Raw genomic sequence first — 16,688 nt, forward strand, 5'->3', positions numbered from 1 at the left:
AAAGCTGCCCTCAGGCCACTATCTCCTCTGGGTGGTGCTTGTTCCAGTAACGCACCAGCCCATCTACGCTCATCCAGGCCGGGTCGGCGTACTCGTACTCCGCGATTTCAGAGGGACCCAGCCCCGCCGCCCTCAACGCGGCGGCCACATAGGCCTCAAACTCAGCCACCATCTGGGCTCGAGCCTGGCCTGCCCTAAGCCGCTCCTTGATCCAACCCGCCCAGTCCAACAGCCGGGCCTCCAGGGCCTCTAGGTGAGCCTCCACATCCTCAAACCCGCCGAAATGGGTCAGGTAGAGCTTCCTTGGGGCCAGTGCGCGAACCTTGGCCAGCGACCCACACCAGCGCTCAATGTGAATCTCCGGGGGTGGGCAGGGGGGCAGCACCGGCCCACGACCAATCCTGACCCCGGTAACATCTCCCCCGATCAAGGCCTCCCCAACCAGGTAGGCGTGGTGATGGTCGGCGTGGCCGGGGGTCTCCACGGCCCGGACCTCTACCTCCCCGAGGCGCACCACCTCGCCGTCCTGCAAAACCCTCACCTGCCCTTCCGGAACCGAACCCATCTGGCCCCACAAGGCCTCCATCTGCTCACCGTAGATGCGCTTGGCAGAGGCCCAAAGCTTGGTGGGGTCCACAAGATGGGGGGCCCCCCTGGGGTGGACGTAGATGGTTGCCCCCCGCTCAGCCATACGCCAAGCTGCGCCCGCGTGGTCCAGGTGGATGTGGGTCACGAACACGTGGCGCACGTCCGAGGCCGCGTAGCCCAGCCCGTTTAGACCATCCAGGAGGGCTGAAAAGCGCGACTCGGGGCCGGTCTCAAAGAGCACCGGGCCCTCGCGGGTCTCCAGCAAAAAGGCGGCGATAACCCGAGGGGCCCGGTCCTGCAGGTCAAGGACATGGATCACAGGCCCATTGTACGAAGGTCCAGCCCAGGTTCAAAACCCTTGTCAAAAGGGGCCGGCTTTTGCTATATTCTATCCTGCTATTGGCGGTCGTTCCGCGATAGCTCAGTTGGTAGAGCGCTCGACTGTTAATCGAGTGGTCGCAGGTTCGAGCCCTGCTCGCGGAGCCAAGCACCCCCGGGGAAACCCGGGGGTTTCCTACAGCCTTCCGGCCTCAATGATGCTCCGCAAAAACTGCTGGGTGCGCTCGCTTCTGGGGTCTTTGAAAATCTCCTCTGGGGGGCCTTCCTCGTGCACCACCCCGCCGTAGAGAAAGCAGACCTTGTGGGCCACCTCCCTGGCAAAGCCCATCTCATGGGTGGCGAGGACCATGGTCATCCCCTCTTCGGCCAGCTCCCGCAACAGGTTCAGCACCTCCGAGACCAGCTCGGGGTCAAGGGCCGAGGTAATCTCGTCCAGGAGGAGCAGCATGGGTTCCATGGCCAAAGCCCGGGCAATGGCCACCCGCTGCTGCTGCCCGCCGGAGAGCTGGTCGGGGTAGGCCTGGGCCTTGTGCTCGAGCCCAATCCTGCGCAAGAGGGCCATGGCCTTCTCCTGGGCTTCCCCCTCCGGCATCCTGAGCACCCGGGTAGGCGCTAGGGTGATGTTTTGCAGGACGGTCATGTGGGGGAACAGGTTGAAGCTCTGAAAGACAATGCCCACCTCCCGCCGTAAGGCGTTCAGGTCCACCCCCGGACCGCTGATGCGGTCGCCGTGAAGGCGAATCTCCCCGCCCTGAATCTCCTCTAGACCGTTGATGCAACGCAACAGCGTGGACTTACCGCAACCTGAAGGCCCAATCAGGCAGACCACCTGGTGCTCCTCCACGCTGAGGCTGATGCCCCGGAGCACCTCGTTGGCGCCAAAGCGCTTGACCACGTTTATCACTTCCAAAAAGCCCATGCAAAGCCTCCCAAAGCTAGCCCGGTCCATCACCCCCGCCGCATCCGGGCCCGGTCGCGCTCCACCAGCTGGTCGACCAGACGGGTCTGGGGAATGGTGATGAGGATGAAAAGAATCGCCACCGTGGTCACCGCGGAGAGGTTGAAGTCGTTGGAAGCGATGATGCGGGCCTGGTTGAAGGCATCGATCACCCCCACCACATTCACCAAGGCGGTGTCCTTCTGCATCCCGATGAAGTTGTTAAGCAGAGGCGGAACAATCCGGCGCACCGCCTGGGGGATGATCACAAAGCGCAGGGTCTGGCCATAGGAGAGGCCCAGGCTACGGGCTGCAGCCCACTGGCTGGGGTGGATGCTCTCCAGCCCAGCCCGGTACACCTCGGCCATGTAGGCCCCGTAGGTCAGGGTCAGGGCCAGCACGGCCAGGGCTTCCAGGGGCATGTTGCGGAAGAGGCCGATTCCCGTAAGGGGAAGCCCAAAGCCCACCAGGTAAATCACGATGATGGAGGGCAGGCTCAGGAAAGCGTCGGTGTAAAAGGTGGCCAGGAAGCGGATGGGCTGGGCTGGCCTGCCCGGCAAAAGCTTAGCGACAGCGATGACCAAACCCCAGGCGAGCGAGAGCAGGCCTGCAAAGAAGAAGATGACCACGTTGACCCAGAAGGCCCTGAGAATCATCCCGAAGGAGTCGGCGATGAGCTCGAGCTGAAAGAAGGTGCGCCCCACTGCCACGTTGTTGGCGATAAAAAAAAGCACCAGGAGCAAGAAGATAACCCACGCCCCGGCATACCCCAGGGTGAACCAAGCCCAGGTATGGGCCTCAGCGCTGGCCACCCGAGCGGCGATGAGATCGCCTTGGCCCAGCGCCCGCCGGGCCAAGCGGGCCTGGCCCAGGCTGCGCGCGGAGGGCCACAAAAGGGCCAGCGGTGCAAGGGTGACCCCCACCAACAGCACATCGGCCCAGAGGGCCTGAAAGCCGTTGGCGGCCATGGTCTGCTTGACCCGTCCCATCACCCAAAGCGTGGCCCCAAAGAGCAGGGCCACCAGCAAAAGACTCCCCCCTGCAAACCCCAGGCCGTCCCGGGGTATGTTGGAGAGCCGCCGCGTCTCCTTTCTAAAGCCTGGCCTCATGGGTAAGTGATTTTACCCAAAAAAGCGGCCTGGCACTCAGCGGTTCTTGCCGCTTGGAATATAGAATTGGAGGCGTGATCATCAGCGCCGATCCACCACCCGGGGCCCTCTTCGTGGACAGCCGCCCACCTGCAGACTACGCCCGGGGCCACCTGGAGGGAGCCATCAACCTCGACCTATCGGGCTTCAGAGGAAGGCTGCGCAGCGAGGAGGAGCTGGGCCAGCTCGAGCGCGCCCTGGCCGACCTCAACGGGCGCATTGGGGCCGCTCCAGAGCGGCCGGTGGTGGTCTACGACGCCGGCTTCAACACCCGGCTGACCAAGACTGCCTTCATGCTGGCCCTGGGGGGGCTCGAGGTCCACCTCTGGCCCCAAGGCTGGGAGCCCCAGGCCACCCAAACCGCCCCCACCACCCCTACGCCAAGCAAACCCTGGGCGCGACTGGACCGCGACATCCTGCTCACCGCAGATGAAATCCTGGCCCAGCCCGGCCTCCTGCTGCTGGATGTGCGGGAACCCCACGAGTTCGCCAGCGGCCACATCCCTGGCGCGCGGAATCTACCGCTGAGCGCTTTCAGAGCAGACAATGCGGGAAGCCTGGGCCTCAGCCCGGGGCAGGAAGTGGGCGTCCACTGCCGCAGCGGGGCCCGCAGCGCCAGCGCCTTCTGGCTACTGCGACAACAAGGGGTGCGGGCCCGCAACTACCTGGGCAGCATGCTTGAATGGGAGGCCGAGGCCGACCTGCCGGTGGAGCGATGAAGGTCTACCCTATCACCGTGGGTCCCTTGCAGGAGAACACCTACCTGCTGGTGGGCGAGGAGGGGCGCGGGGCCATCGTGGACCCCGGCGATGAGCCCGAGCGCATCCTGGCCGAAGTTCAACGGGTGGGGATGAGGCCTGAGGCCATCCTTCTGACCCACGCCCACTTTGACCACGTGGGGGCAGTCGGGCCCCTGGTGGAGGCCCTGGGGATTCCGGTCTACCTGCACCCCGCCGACCTGCCGCTGTACCAAAGCGCCCCCCAGGCTGCCGGCCGCTGGGGGCTTTGGGTGCCCAGCCCTCCGGAACCCACTGAGCCGCTTTACGAGGGGCAGTACCTGGACTTGGGCCTAGGGCTGGAGGTGCTCTTTCTGCCGGGCCATGCCCCAGGCCACGTGGGCTTCTACAAACCCGGCCACCTGGTGAGCGGGGACGTGCTGTTCCGGGGGAGCATCGGCCGCTACGACCTTCCCGGCGCCGACCCACAGGCCCTTTTCTCCTCCCTGCAAAAGCTCCTCCAGCTACCCCCAGACACGGTGGTCTACCCGGGCCACGGCCCCCTCACTACCCTGGGCGAGGAAAGGGCGCACAACCCTTACCTGGGCTAGGGGCGGGAAAAACGGCCCTGCAGGGGTGTTAGACTATACGTGTGAGTGACCCGCTGGCCGAGTTGAACCGCTTGCAGGAACGAGACCTCGAGCTAGACCGAATCCGCGAGGACCAGGCTCAGGTTCCCCAAGAACTCCAGCAAGCCCGCTCGCAGCAAAAGGCGCTGGAGGACCGGCTCGATTCCCTACGAGAAGAGCTGCAGGAGGTACGCCGGGCTTACCACCAGGCCGACCTCGAGCTGCAAGACCTAAAGGAAAAATACGCCAGGGCCAAGCAGGCCCAGATGAGCGCCAGTAGCGCCAAGGAGCAGATGCAGTACGGCGAGCAGATGCGCCAGCTTGAAGACCGGATTGAGGAAATAGAGGGCAACGACAAGAAGAACATTCCCGGCGAAATCCTGCCCCTACTGGAGAGAAAAGAGGCCCTGGAGAAGGAGATTGAGGCCGTCCAGGCAGAGCTGGAAAAGGCCCGGGCCTCGCGGGAAGAGCTTGAGGCGGCCAACCGAAGAAGGGTGGACAGCCTGGAGGCCGACTATCAGGCCAAGAAGGCCGACCGCGATAAGCTGGCAGCCTCCATTCCAGCCCATATCATCAAGGAGTACGAGTCCATCCGCAAAGCCCGCCGAGGCACCGGGCTGGCCCGGGTGGCCAAGGCCAGCGGCGGTTACCGCTGTACGGCCTGCAACGTCCAGCTCCCCACCCACGTTGCCCAGCAGATCCATCTAGGGCAGAGGATTGTGCGCTGCCCCTCTTGCGGACGCATCCTGTGGAAAGGCGAGTAGGCCCCTACACCCCCATCCTGGCCACCCTGGGCTTCGTCCTCTCCCCTGACCGCCGCTCGGTGCTGCTGGTGTACCGGGACGCCCGCCCCGAAGACCCGGCCTTCGGCAAGTACAACGGCTTGGGAGGGAAGCTCGAGCCCGGCGAGGACGTGGCCAGCGGGATGCGCCGGGAAATCCAGGAGGAGGCCGGCCTCGAGGCTCAGGAGCTGGTGCTGCGGGGCACCCTCTCCTGGCCGGGCTTTGGGAAGGGGGGGGAGGACTGGTTTGGCTTCATCTTTCTGGTGCCGCGCTGGCAGGGCCAGCCCCGGCCCGCCAGCCCCGAGGGAAAGCTGGTCTGGGTGCCCACCGAGCTGCTCCTGCGGCAAGAACTGCCCATGTGGCCGGGCGACCACCACTTTCTGCCCCTGGTCTTCGACGACGACCCCCGCCCCTTTCACGGGGTGATGCCCTATAAAGACGGCCGCGTGGTCTTCTGGTCCTACTCCCGCTAGCCGAAACAAACAACCCATACGCTGGGGGCCCCGGGCATCAGGAGGGAAGACCACCGGGGGTGGCCAGCGCAAACCCCAGGCCACCGGGAGCAGGTGGTGGGCCAGACTACCGGAAGCCCCCGGTCCAGGCCCATCGGCACTATGGTTCTGCCCTCCACCACAATCCGCTCAGCCCGCATCTCCTCGGGCTTGCCTAGCCCACCCCCGCAAGCCGGGCCCGCATCGGAAGCAGGTCAGGTGGCGTGGGGAAGCTTGCAGATAGACCTGAGCCAGGGCGAACTCCTCAGAAACGTGGGGTATTCTTAGGGCATGTACCGGCACATCCTAATACCCACCGACGGAAGCGGCCCCAGCGAGGCTGCGGTCAAGGCAGGCCTCGAGCTGGCCAAAAGCTTGGGGGCTGAGGCGACCCTGCTCTACGTGATGGAGCCGGTGGTACCCCGAATCCTGATCGGTCCCGAGTCCATCCCCTACTACCCGGCGCTGGCCCGCGACCTCGAGGCAGCTGGACAAAAGGCCCTGGAGCGGGCAGAGGAGTTTGCCCGATACCTAGGCGTCCCGGCCAGAAGCGAGCTCAAAGAGGGCAACCCCGCCCAGGTCATCGCCGAAGAAGCCGCACGGCACGATCTGGTGGTGATGGGCACCCACGGACGCACCGGGCTGGACCGGCTCCTTCTGGGTTCGGTAGCCCAACGGGTTCTGCAGAGGAGCCCCAAACCCGTGCTGGTGGTGCGGGGGTCATAGGAATCCGCCCGTCCATCGGCAGCGGCGCAACCCTGGCCGGCAGGCCCCCAGGCTCGGCCTCAAAACTCCTCGTCCCACTCCACAATCGTCTCACTGGTCAAGCCAGGGTGGGACCTAGAGGTACCGGCCTGCTGGGTGGTCCGCCCACGCCGCAGAGGGATGCGCTGGTTTTGCAGAAGCCCAAACTGGGCCGCAATACCCCGAAGGCCAACCGTGGCGAAGACGATGACCAAGAAGACCGTGAGCCCCCAAAAGAGTTGGGCCAACAGGTTCTGCTGAATAGAGAGATGGGTCAGCATCCCCAGAAAGGGCAGGCCCCCGTAGCGAGGATCAGCGAGGATGGAGCCCACGTATGAAAGACCCTCCATCACCGCCGGCAGCAGCAGGAAGAAGAAGGCCAGCCCTAGGAAGCGCCAGTACACGTTTCGCCCCCCAAAGGTAAGCCTGAGCAGGTACAGGGGAAAAAAAGCCAGCAACCCCGCAAGGATGAAGAGAAAAGCCCGGGGAATCCCCAAGGTAGCCTGCAGAAGCCCCACCTGCAGGGTGTGAAAGGCTCCCAGGCTGCGGCCTTCGATGGCCAAGGCGTTTTCCAAAAGCTCCCCCGAGAGCACCGTAAAGTCGCTGGTACGCAGGCCTACCGCCCCCTCCGCCAATCCCAGGACCCGGCGGGTGCGCTGGGCCAACTCGGGCCGCAGAGCCTCCACCAGCGGCTCAATGGCCAGGCGGTAGCGGGCGTTCACCTGGGCTAGGGTCCGGCGGGCAGCCTCACTTTGGCCGACCTGGGCTTGAGCCTGGGCCTCCAAGAGGCGACCCCGAACCTCCAAAAGCGCCCTCCTCCAGTCGTCCACGCTGTAGATTCCAGCCCCCGAGAGGCTGTCGGCCACCCGCTCGGCCCGCTGGTGGTCCCGAATCAAGAAGCGCAAATCAGCCAGCAAGCGCTGGTAATCGTCAACCACGGGAGCAGAAAGGGCCTGAACGGTTGGACGGTCCACAGCAGGCCGCGCAGGGGCAGTCTCCTGGGGCGCGGGTGGAGCAGGCGGGGCCTCTAGCCGAACCCCCCCAGGGGTGGGGGGGTTCTGCGCAGTAGGGGGAGGAGTCCTTCGCCCTTGCGACTGCGGGCTCGAGACCGCCTTCAGAAAGTTCTGGGCCTGGGTCAGCAAACCCTGCACATCCCCCCTGAACCCACTGAGGTTGCCGCTGGAAAGCTTGCCCATGGCATCCACAAAACCCCTGGCGCTCAGCCCCTGAGCTCGGGGGGAGTCCTGCACGATCAGGTAGAGCGCATAGGCTCGGGTGGCCTCAAGATAGGCTTGCACCGGACTGTTCTGGGCCAGGGCTCGCTGCAGGGCATTGGCGATGCCCTGAGCGTAGGTGCGCTCGAAGAAGCGGCGCAACCCCTCGAGGTTGTTGACTGCAACCAGGGCCTCGGCCTGGGCCTGAAGCCCCGCGGGCAGCCCGCTGGCCGAGAGAAGCTTGGGCAGAAGACGGGCGGCTTCGGCACCTCGGCCTTCCGTTAGAGCCTTGAAGTAGTCGTCGTAAAGGGCCTTGCCTAGGATGGCCTTGACGATTTGAACCCTGGCTTCAAGGTCAGCGCTACTGCGGCGGGCTAGGGACTGACGGGCATCGGCCAGCGACTGCAGTACGCCATCCCGTAGCACTGGGGGAAGCTCCGCTGCACCCTTGCGGAAATCATCCTCAGCCTTGGTCAGGAGCTCCAAAGCCCGCGCCGGATTGCTGTTCTGCAACGAACGCACTTGGTCCAGCGTGGGCGCAATCTGGTCATAGAGGGTGAGGGCCGGGGTAGCCCAACCCAGACCCAGCAAGGCAAAAAGGGCGAACCATTGCTTCATCACTCCAAACCTCCCAGTCGCTCAGCGCCTACCCGGATGGCCTCTATCTTCCGCATACGGAAGAGGAACTGCCCAAGATTGGCCCCGCTCTGCGCAAGCAGGGCCAGATACCCACGCCCCAAGGGCCGTAGCACCATCTGGACCTCCCCCAGCACAGTGTAAAACACCCGGTAGCCTCCCCTGCGTTCAAGCAACCCATGGGCCGCCCTAAGCATCTCCAGCAAACCCGGCCCAAAACCCCCTAGCCGGAGCGCCCGACCATAGGTGGACTCCAGTACCACCGCCAAAACCCCCTCACCCCGGGCTAGGCTCTGCACCAGGGCCTGACGCTCCTCCTCGCGGCTTAGGTCTACATACTCGGTCGTGTCGGGAAGCTCCAGGGTAGGCCGGGCAACCTTCCCCGAGTCTGAAGCCTCCCTATCCTGAGCCCGCAGCTCACGTGCCAACCGACCTAGCTCGGGCAACAACCCGCTGACCGGAAGAATGCCCACCAGCTCCCGCTGCAAGGGCCCCTCAATCAGCTCTGCCCAAGCCCTGGGGCCCAGCAGATGAGGTGGCTGGCCCCGTAAGGCCCGCTGGAGCAGGCTTCGTGCCGCTGTGGGAGAAACCAACTGGCTGAGGACCTCAACAACCTTTTGCTCTATCTCCTTCAAAAAGCCTCCTCCGGGTGAGGACCCAGGTCCCTAGGAGATTATAGAAAAGCCCTTGCCAAAATCCGGGTCATCTTGTACCATACCGGTTGCCTGCAGGCGCAGGCCCTGGCCGTTGGGGCATCGTCTAACGGTAGGACTACGGATTCTGGCTCCGTCAATCGTGGTTCGAATCCACGTGCCCCAGCCAGAATTATCTTGGACCGCGGTACGGTGGGGCCAAACCCCGCGCAACCGAGTTCAAGATAACCATTTTCCTGGCCCCATCGACTAGCGGTTAGGTCACCGCCCTTTCAAGGCGGCGGCAGGGGTTCGAATCCCCTTGGGGTCACCACAAGGCCCCCAGCCCATCCTGGGGGCCTTTTGCGGATTTTCCAGACAGAATTCGTCCCGTTTTGGAGCCTAAAGCTTGAGCAAAGCCGCGTACCCTCCACGGTCACGCCTGATCCTGGGCAGCACGCTGGGCCTTTTCATGACCGGGGCCACCGGCGCTGCAGTGGGGGCGGTTCTCCCCCAGTGGCAGCTGGACTTCGGGGTAAGGGGCGAACTCTCTTGGTACTTCAACCTGCTCTTCGCAGGGGCCGCCGTTGGCATCCTGCTGAGTAGCCGCATGCGGCGCCGCCACCCTTGGCTCTCCCTGGCCCTGTTGAGCGAAGGAGTGGGGCTGGGTATCCTCGCCCTAACCCCGGAGGTTTGGGGAATCTTTGGGGGCGCTTTTCTCCTGGGGATAGGGGTGGCCATCGCCAACTTCCACTGCAACGCGCTGCCCCTGGACCTCTATCCCACCGGGCATGCGGTGGTGCTGAACCGCGTTGGCGCCGCTTTCGGGATCGGGGCGGTTTTGGCACCCCTGCTGATGGTGGGGTTGCCCTGGCGGCTGGCCTACGGGCTTCTGGCCGGGGTGGCGTTGGTGGCCGCGGCGCTCCTCTGGAAGGCCCCTCCACCCCCTGCCCCCAGCCCTCCCCAAAGCAGCGCCCCCCAGGGCCTGCTCCTTCACGTGCTGGGAGCAACGATGGCTTACGTTTCGGCCGAGCTGGTAGTCTCGAGCTTCTCCGGTCTCTACCTGCGCCACTTAGGCTACGACCCACCCCTGGTAGGGGTGCTCCTCTCGCTGTTTTGGGTGGCCTTCACCCTGGGCCGGCTCGGGCTGGCCCCCCTCTTAGCCGAGCAACCCCTAGCGCGCCTCCTTGGGCTACACCTGCTGGCCTTGGGGGTGGCGCTCGTCTACTCCATACCCCCTTTGGCCTGGGCCTTTCCCCTGCTGGGCTTTCTGCTGGCCCCCACCTTCCCCACTCTCTACAGCTTCGCCCGGGAGGCCATTGGCCCCCACAGCGCCACCTACCTCTTCTACGCCGGAGCGGTGGGGGCCAACCTAATCCCTGCGGCCTTCGCGTGGATGCCCCAAGGGGCGCTGGGCTTGGGGATGCTAGGGGCAGTGGGCTGGATGACCCTGGCCACCTACTTCCTAAGGAGGCGGCATGAAGCTTCAAGCTCTGCTCTTCGACCTTGACGGCACCCTGGCCGATACCGATCGCCTGCATGAGCAGGCCTGGCTCGAGGCCCTGGCCCGCTACGGCATAAAGGCCGACCACCACTACTACCAAACCCAGATTAGCGGGGGCCTGAACCCTGAGATCGTGCGGCGGGTGTTGCCCCAACTCTCCCAGGCCGAAGGTGATCGCTTCCTGGCGCAAAAGGAGGCCCGCTTTCGCGAACTGGCCACCCAAGTGGCGCCGCTGCCGGGGCTGCTGAAGCTCTGGAAGTGGGCCCAGGAAAGAGGCCTCAGGCGAGCCTTGGTGAGCAATGCACCCAGGGAAAACGCCGAGCACATTCTGGGGCAATTAGGCCTTTGCTTCGACCTCGTGGTGCTCTCTGAAGAACTCCCCACCGGCAAACCCGACCCCCTGCCCTACCGGACCGCGCTACAGCGACTGGGCCTCGGCCCAGAGGCAGCGCTGGCCTTCGAGGACTCGCCCTCAGGGGTGCGGTCGGCGGTGGGCGCTGGTATTCCCACCGTGGCCCTCACCACCGGCCACAGGGCTTACAACCTAGAGCAGGCCGGGGCCTTCCTCTGCATCCCCGACTTTACCGATGCGCGGCTGTGGAGCTGGCTAAGGAGCCACGACCCAGCAGCACCCTAGTACACCCAGGGAATCAACTTTCTTACCCGGCGCTTGTAGGCTCGGTACTCAGGGTAAATTTCCTCTAGGAACTGCTCCTCGAGCCCCGCCTTTCGGTCCAGCAGCCCAAACAGCAGCGCACTCAACAGAAGCGTCCAGGGATTGAGGTGGGCCAGGCTACCCCCTGCGGCCCAAAGCAGTAGCCCGAAGTAGATGGGATGGCGCACCACCTGGTACAACCCCTCCTGCACCAGATGCCCCCCCACCCTCGGTTTGGGCCAAGCGGTCAGGTTGCGCCCAAGCTGCCAAGCCGCTAGCAGCAGCACCAGGAGGCCCAACCAGGCCACCGCCCACCCCATCCCAGCTAGCCAGGCTGGGCTGAACGAAGGCGTGAACCACCAAGCCAGGGCCAGCAAGGCCAGCAGGACAAGCTGCCCTACCACATACCCTTCGCCCCGGTCAAAGCCCATGGGCACAGAATAACCCACCATGACCCCGCCAGCCCACACCAAGCCAGGGGCAGAAGGTCCTCGAGCGGCCGCCACCGGCGGCCTAAGACCGCCCAACAGGTAGATCAAGGGGGTGTGCTAACATATACCCGTGCGCCTATACCGTATCGGCCTTTTTACCGACACCTATTTACCAGGGCCAAACGGGGTCGCCACCAGCGTGTATCTGCTCAAACGTGAGCTGCGCCGCATGGGCCACGAGGCCTGGGTTCTGGCGCCAGAGATGCCCGACGCCGACCCCCACGAGGAATGGGTGGTGCGGGTGCCCAGCGTTCCCTATCCATTTTTCGAAAACCAGCGCCTGGCTATGCCCAGCAGCCGCTACCTTCCCACCGAGTTTGAAATATTCCACACCCATACCCCCCTCTTCATCGGCATCTGGGGAGCCCGGCTGGCCTACCGAAACCGCCTACCCCACGTATCCACCTTTCACACCCACCTGGAAAAGTACGCCCACTACATTCCCGGGGTAGCGACGCTCAACAAGTACGTGGGCATCATGCAAAAAGTCTGCCAGGCTTTCTACAACCGGGCGGATGTGGTCATCGCCCCCACCGAGCCGGTGAAGCGTCTGGCCGAGAGCTACGAGATAGAACGGGAGATCAAGGTAATCCCCACCGGCATAGATACCGACCTTCTGGAAGCCGCCCCTGACCCGGTCCCCCCCTGGCCCTCGGGCAAGCGCCGCCTGCTGCATGTAGGGCGCTTGGGCAAGGAGAAAAGCGTGGACGTGGTCATCCGGGCCCTGGCCGAGATACGCCGCCACGTTGACGCCCATCTGGCCCTGGTAGGGATGGGCCCCGACCAGCAGGAGCTGGCCCGGCTGGCCCGTCAGCTGGGGGTGGAGGAGCACCTTACTTTTGTGGGGCCGGTGCCCTATGAAAGAATCGGCGGCTACTACCGCTTGGCCGAGCTCTTCCTCTTCGCCAGCGAAACCGAGACGCAGGGGCTGGTCCTCTGGGAAGCCCAGGCGGTGGGCCTGCCGGTGGTGGCGGTGGGGGCGGCCGGCACCCTGCAGGGAGTGGACGACGGCAAGAGCGGCTACCTGGTGCCGCCGGGGGATTACCGCACCATGGCCGCGCGGGCTCTAGAGCTGCTCCAGGATGAAGCCCTACGGCAGCAGTTTAGCAAAGGGGCCCAGCGCTTCGCCGACCAGCGCACCGCCAGGCGGGTGGCCGAGCAAATCGTGGCCGTCTACGATGAGGCCAGCCGGCTGGTACAGGTTGAGCCGCGTCGGCTCAGTTTCCCCTTTCCGCGCTTTCCGCAAAGTGGCCTCACCAGTTCGCGTTAGCGTCAGTCTGTTTGTTTATACGAGCTAGGCGCAACTCTATGCGCTCTAGGGTAGCCAGAAGGCCTGGGAGGTGCTATGCTTTCCCTTTGGTATGCCGGCTCGCAGCGACCTAAAAAAAATACTAATCATCGGCTCAGGCCCCATCACCATCGGCCAGGCCGCCGAATTTGACTACTCCGGAACCCAGGCCCTGAAGGCCCTAAAGGGCGTGGGGTACGAGGTGGTGCTGGTTAACTCCAACCCCGCTACCATCATGACCGACCCTGAGCTTTCGGAGGGAACCTACCTCGAGCCCCTCACGGTGGAGTTTCTGGAAAAAATCATCGCCAAGGAGCGCCCAGATGCCCTCCTGCCAACCCTGGGAGGCCAGACCGCGCTCAACCTGGCCATGGCCCTCTTTGAGCAGGGCATCCTGGAAAAATACGGGGTAGAGCTCATTGGGGCTAACGCGGAGGCCATAAAGAAGGGGGAAGACCGGCAGGAATTCCAGCGGGCCATGCTCAGGATCGGGCTGGACGTGCCTCGCGGCAGGATGGTGGGAAGCCTCGAGGAAGGTCTGGCGTTTGTCCGAGAGGTCACCGGCTACCCGGTGGTGGTGCGGCCCAGCTTCACCCTGGGGGGTACCGGCGGTGGCATTGCCGAAAACGAGGCCGAGTTTGTGGAGATCCTCTCCCGGGGGCTTTCCCTCTCCCCTACCCACACCGCGCTCGTGGAGGAGTCCATTGTGGGTTGGAAGGAGTACGAGCTCGAGGTCATGCGCGACAGGAACGACACCGTGGTCATCATCACCTCCATCGAGAACCTGGACCCGATGGGCGTTCACACCGGCGACTCCATCACCGTGGCCCCCGCGCAGACCCTCTCGGATGTGGAGTACCAGCGGATGCGCGACGCGGCCATCGCCATCATCCGCGAGATCGGGGTGGAGACCGGCGGCTCCAACATTCAGTTCGCCATAGACCCCAAAAGCGGGCGGATGGTGGTGATTGAGATGAACCCCCGGGTCTCGCGCTCCAGCGCCCTGGCCTCCAAGGCCACCGGCTTCCCCATCGCCAAAATCGCCGCCCTGCTGGCGGTGGGCTACACCCTGGACGAGATCCCCAACGACATCACCCAGAAAACCCCCGCCTCCTTTGAGCCCACCATTGACTACGTGGTGACCAAAATCCCCCGCTTCGCCTTCGAGAAGTTCAACACCCTGCCCAACACCGAGCCCAAAGGCTTCTCCGACCGGCTGGGTACCCAGATGAAGAGCGTGGGCGAGGTGATGGCCATCGGGCGCACGTTCAAGGAGTCCTTCGGCAAGGCCCTGCGAAGCCTCGAGGCGGATGTGCGGGCGGAGCTCTCCGGCTACACCACTGCCGAACTCTACGAGAGGCTTTACCCCAACCCCACCCGCATCCACGCCGTGCTGGAGTTGTTGCGGCGAGGAGAACCTGTAGAACGCCTCCACGAGAGGACCCGCATTGAACCCTGGTTCCTGCACCAGTTCAAGGAAATTGCGGAGGCCGAGGCAGGCCTCCTCCGGTCAGCGCCCAAGGATGCTGAAGAGTGGCGTTACCTAAAGGGGTTGGGCCTGTCGGACAAGCGCCTTGGGGAGCTGCTAAGGACCGGTGAAGGGGAGGTGCGCCGGGCCCGCCAAGCCCTAGGGGTGCGCCCGGTTTACAAGACCGTGGACACCTGCGCTGCCGAGTTCGAAGCCTACACCCCCTACCACTACAGCACCTACGAGCTGGAAGACGAGGTGCGCCCCACTGAAAAACCCAAGGTGGTGATCCTGGGCTCGGGGCCCATCCGCATCGGGCAGGGGGTGGAGTTCGACTACGCCACCGTGCATGCGGTCTGGGCCCTGCGCGAGGCGGGTTACGAGACCATCATGGTCAACTCCAACCCCGAGACGGTCTCCACCGACTACGACACCGCCGACCGGCTCTACTTTGAACCCCTTACCCTAGAGGACGTGCTCAATCTGGTTGAGCACGAACGGCCCCTGGGGGTCATTGCCACCCTGGGTGGCCAGACCCCCCTCAAGCTGGCCCGCCCCCTGGCCGAGGCTGGGGTGCGGCTTTTGGGCACCCCCTGGGAGGCCATCCACAAGGCTGAGGACCGCGCTGAGTTCAACCGGCTATGTGCCCAACTCGGGATTCCCCAGCCCAAAGGCGCGGTGGCCCAGGACCCGGAGGAGGCCCTGCGGCTGGCCGAGCAGCTGGGCTACCCCCTGATGGCCCGGCCCAGCTATGTGCTGGGGGGGCGGGCCATGCAGGTGGTGCGAAGCCCCGAGGAACTGCGTTGGTACCTGAGCGGCATCTACGCTGCTCTGGCTGAGCGGCCCTCCATCCTGCTTGACCAGTACCTTGAAAACGCGCTCGAGCTCGATGTGGACGCCCTCTGCGACGGACAGCGGGTGGTGGTGGCGGGCATCATGGAGCACATCGAGCGGGCCGGGGTACACTCGGGCGACTCAGCCACCATCCTGCCCCCCATCTCGCTCTCTCCCGAGCAGCTCCAGCTCATCAAAGACTACACCCGCAGGCTGGCCCTGGCGGTGGGGGTCAAAGGCCTCATCAACGTGCAGTATGCCGTCAAGGACGGGGTGGTCCACATCCTGGAGGCCAACCCCCGCGCCTCCCGCACGGTGCCCTTCGTCTCCAAGGCGATTGGGCACCCGCTGGCCAAGTACGCCGCCCTAATCGCGGTGGGCAAAACCCTAGACGACTTGGGCTTCACCCAAGACCCTACCCCGGCCTTCTACTCGGTGAAGGAAGTGCTGATCCCCTGGCTTAAGTTCCCCGGGGTGATTCCGGTGCTGGGGCCAGAGATGCGCTCTACCGGCGAGAGCATGGGTATGGACACCGACCCCTACCTGGCCTACTACCGGGCTCAGCTAGGGGTAGGGCAGCGGCTTCCCCTCTCGGGAAAGGTGCGCTTCATTGGAGCCGACGAGCTGAAAGCCGAGTGGACCGCGGCCGGTTTTGAGGCTTCCGAAGGCGATTACGACCTGCTGATTGCCCTCACCCCCCACCCCGAGCTGCGCCGGGCGGTGGAGACCGGCCGGCCCTTCATCACCACGCGGGAGGGCGCGAAGTGGAGCCTCGAGGCCATCCGGCGGGCCAGGGCCTCCGGGCTGCCGGTGCGGTCGTTGCAAGGCTGGCACACCGCCCCGATACCCCGCTAGGGCCTGAGGCTAGCCCAGGCTTTGCTCCTTTTGCACCAGCTCGGCCAGGCTTTGCACAATCTCTTTGGAGCACTGGTCGAACTCCCCCGCGAGGAGCGCCAAGGCCGCAGCCTGGCCCTGCAAGCGCAGGGCCTGCACTACCCGGGCCGCCGCCAGGTGAAAGCGCCGGTGGGCCTCGCGCAGCCGGGCAAACTCCGGGTGCAAGGCCAGGGTGGTTCTGGCCGCCTCGAGGTAAATCCACTGGCCAAGCCGGCACTGGTCGTCGCGCACGATTACCGAGAGGTCAAGTTCTTCGATTTGGCAGCGCTCAACCGCCTCCTCTAACCGCCGGCGCCAGGCTCGGTGGGCCTCCAGCACCTCCGGGATATCCAGCCCCTGGAAGCGCCTCTCCTGCTCAGACAACCCTGCAGCACTGCCGCCCCTGAGCCAGTTCTGCAACCAGTCCAACAAGCCCATTGGAACCTCCTTCACGGCAGTTCCTCAGCTACCATTATCGGGCAACCCTCGCAGCGCGGTTATTCAAACCAGTCCAGCTCGAGCCACACTCCCACCCCTCGGTCTGAGCCCTCCCCGCCCAAAGAGGGCTCAGCGCCAGGCCAGAGCACCTTTCGGCCACCGCCGTTCCAAAAAGGCTACACAGGCCGAACCAGTGTAGGTGTACCCAGCAAAAGTCTACACTATTTTGTAGGTGTCTACAACACCGATATACACAAATTCTACACAGCTAGCCACCCCCA

16 protein-coding genes and 3 tRNA genes are annotated in these 16,688 nt (G+C 64.6%); 12 read left to right on the plus strand and 7 right to left on the minus strand.

The genetic code is table 11. From position 1 onward, the window contains the following. Positions 1 to 10: 10 nt before the first annotated feature. On the minus strand, positions 11 to 907 hold the full coding sequence (locus NZ849_RS00500; protein WP_295402945.1) for an MBL fold metallo-hydrolase: 897 nt from the start codon (positions 905 to 907) through the stop codon (positions 11 to 13). A gap of 91 nt (positions 908 to 998) precedes the next feature. Here NZ849_RS00500 and NZ849_RS00505 point away from each other — a divergent pair. After that, a tRNA-Asn gene (locus NZ849_RS00505) sits at positions 999 to 1,074 on the plus strand. Positions 1,075 to 1,102: 28 nt separating this feature from the next. On the opposite strand, the gene NZ849_RS00510 is transcribed toward NZ849_RS00505, so the two are convergent. Then, positions 1,103 to 1,846 carry an amino acid ABC transporter ATP-binding protein gene (locus NZ849_RS00510; RefSeq protein ID WP_295402949.1) on the minus strand — a complete coding sequence of 248 codons (744 nt, stop codon included), beginning with the start codon at positions 1,844 to 1,846 and terminating at the stop codon, positions 1,103 to 1,105. A gap of 29 nt (positions 1,847 to 1,875) precedes the next feature. Continuing rightward, positions 1,876 to 2,973 (minus strand): amino acid ABC transporter permease, encoded by a 1,098-nt coding sequence (locus NZ849_RS00515; protein WP_295402953.1) that lies wholly within the window; start codon positions 2,971 to 2,973, stop codon positions 1,876 to 1,878. Positions 2,974 to 3,047: 74 nt separating this feature from the next. Here NZ849_RS00515 and NZ849_RS00520 point away from each other — a divergent pair, with 74 nt between their 5' ends. The 5 genes from NZ849_RS00520 to NZ849_RS00540 all read left to right on the plus strand — a co-directional run bounded on the left by NZ849_RS00520 (position 3,048) and on the right by NZ849_RS00540 (position 6,356). Next, on the plus strand, positions 3,048 to 3,731 hold the full coding sequence (locus NZ849_RS00520; protein ID WP_295402956.1) for a sulfurtransferase: 684 nt from the start codon (positions 3,048 to 3,050) through the stop codon (positions 3,729 to 3,731). Further along, a complete protein-coding gene (locus NZ849_RS00525) occupies positions 3,728 to 4,339 on the plus strand; it encodes an MBL fold metallo-hydrolase (RefSeq protein WP_295402959.1) in 612 nt (203 codons plus the stop codon). Before NZ849_RS00520 ends, NZ849_RS00525 begins: the two co-directional genes overlap by 4 nt. A 41-nt stretch (positions 4,340 to 4,380) precedes the next feature. Beyond that, complete coding sequence (locus tag NZ849_RS00530; RefSeq protein WP_295402961.1) at positions 4,381 to 5,121, plus strand: C4-type zinc ribbon domain-containing protein; 741 nt, start codon at positions 4,381 to 4,383, stop codon at positions 5,119 to 5,121. Then, complete coding sequence (locus tag NZ849_RS00535; protein WP_295402964.1) at positions 5,106 to 5,612, plus strand: 8-oxo-dGTP diphosphatase; 507 nt, start codon at positions 5,106 to 5,108, stop codon at positions 5,610 to 5,612. The genes NZ849_RS00530 and NZ849_RS00535 overlap by 16 nt, the downstream gene beginning before the upstream one ends. A gap of 309 nt (positions 5,613 to 5,921) precedes the next feature. Next, positions 5,922 to 6,356, plus strand: a complete 435-nt coding sequence (locus NZ849_RS00540) for a universal stress protein (RefSeq protein WP_295402967.1) — start codon at positions 5,922 to 5,924, stop codon at positions 6,354 to 6,356. A 59-nt stretch (positions 6,357 to 6,415) separates the two neighbouring features. Here the strand turns inward: NZ849_RS00540 and NZ849_RS00545 are convergent, their stop codons facing one another. Together NZ849_RS00545 and NZ849_RS00550 are read right to left on the minus strand one after the other, a co-directional pair. Beyond that, positions 6,416 to 8,206, minus strand: a complete 1,791-nt coding sequence (locus tag NZ849_RS00545; protein WP_295402970.1) for a hypothetical protein — start codon at positions 8,204 to 8,206, stop codon at positions 6,416 to 6,418. After that, positions 8,206 to 8,859 (minus strand): hypothetical protein, encoded by a 654-nt coding sequence (locus tag NZ849_RS00550; protein WP_295402973.1) that lies wholly within the window; start codon positions 8,857 to 8,859, stop codon positions 8,206 to 8,208. The genes NZ849_RS00545 and NZ849_RS00550 overlap by 1 nt, the downstream gene beginning before the upstream one ends. A 113-nt stretch (positions 8,860 to 8,972) precedes the next feature. On the opposite strand from NZ849_RS00550, the gene NZ849_RS00555 reads away from it, so the two are divergent. The 4 genes from NZ849_RS00555 (at position 8,973) to NZ849_RS00570 (ending at position 10,997) form a co-directional block, all read left to right on the plus strand. Continuing rightward, a tRNA-Gln gene (locus NZ849_RS00555) sits at positions 8,973 to 9,046 on the plus strand. Positions 9,047 to 9,115: 69 nt separating this feature from the next. Beyond that, positions 9,116 to 9,190: transfer RNA gene (locus NZ849_RS00560), tRNA-Glu, on the plus strand. A 75-nt stretch (positions 9,191 to 9,265) separates the two neighbouring features. Next, positions 9,266 to 10,366: a sugar MFS transporter gene (locus tag NZ849_RS00565; RefSeq protein WP_295402975.1), complete on the plus strand. Its 1,101-nt coding sequence runs from the start codon at positions 9,266 to 9,268 to the stop codon at positions 10,364 to 10,366. Further along, positions 10,335 to 10,997 carry an HAD-IA family hydrolase gene (locus NZ849_RS00570; RefSeq protein ID WP_295402977.1) on the plus strand — a complete coding sequence of 221 codons (663 nt, stop codon included), beginning with the start codon at positions 10,335 to 10,337 and terminating at the stop codon, positions 10,995 to 10,997. The genes NZ849_RS00565 and NZ849_RS00570 overlap by 32 nt, the downstream gene beginning before the upstream one ends. On the opposite strand, the gene NZ849_RS00575 is transcribed toward NZ849_RS00570, so the two are convergent. Next, on the minus strand, positions 10,994 to 11,554 hold the full coding sequence (locus tag NZ849_RS00575; protein ID WP_295402978.1) for an isoprenylcysteine carboxylmethyltransferase family protein: 561 nt from the start codon (positions 11,552 to 11,554) through the stop codon (positions 10,994 to 10,996). The two genes, NZ849_RS00570 and NZ849_RS00575, sit on opposite strands and share 4 nt — an antisense overlap. A gap of 22 nt (positions 11,555 to 11,576) precedes the next feature. Between NZ849_RS00575 and NZ849_RS00580 the strand changes: the two genes are divergently transcribed. Together NZ849_RS00580 and carB are read left to right on the plus strand one after the other, a co-directional pair. Next, positions 11,577 to 12,776: a glycosyltransferase family 4 protein gene (locus tag NZ849_RS00580; protein WP_295402981.1), complete on the plus strand. Its 1,200-nt coding sequence runs from the start codon at positions 11,577 to 11,579 to the stop codon at positions 12,774 to 12,776. 91 nt (positions 12,777 to 12,867) lie between these two features. Then, positions 12,868 to 15,951 (plus strand): carbamoyl-phosphate synthase large subunit, encoded by a 3,084-nt coding sequence (carB, locus tag NZ849_RS00585; protein ID WP_295402985.1) that lies wholly within the window; start codon positions 12,868 to 12,870, stop codon positions 15,949 to 15,951. A gap of 9 nt (positions 15,952 to 15,960) precedes the next feature. On the opposite strand, the gene NZ849_RS00590 is transcribed toward carB, so the two are convergent. Further along, positions 15,961 to 16,422, minus strand: a complete 462-nt coding sequence (locus NZ849_RS00590; RefSeq protein ID WP_295402988.1) for a CZB domain-containing protein — start codon at positions 16,420 to 16,422, stop codon at positions 15,961 to 15,963. Positions 16,423 to 16,688 lie beyond the last annotated feature (266 nt).

Origin of the sequence: Meiothermus sp. (assembly GCF_025060375.1) — a bacterium.
Classification (GTDB): Bacteria; Deinococcota; Deinococci; order Deinococcales; family Thermaceae; genus Meiothermus.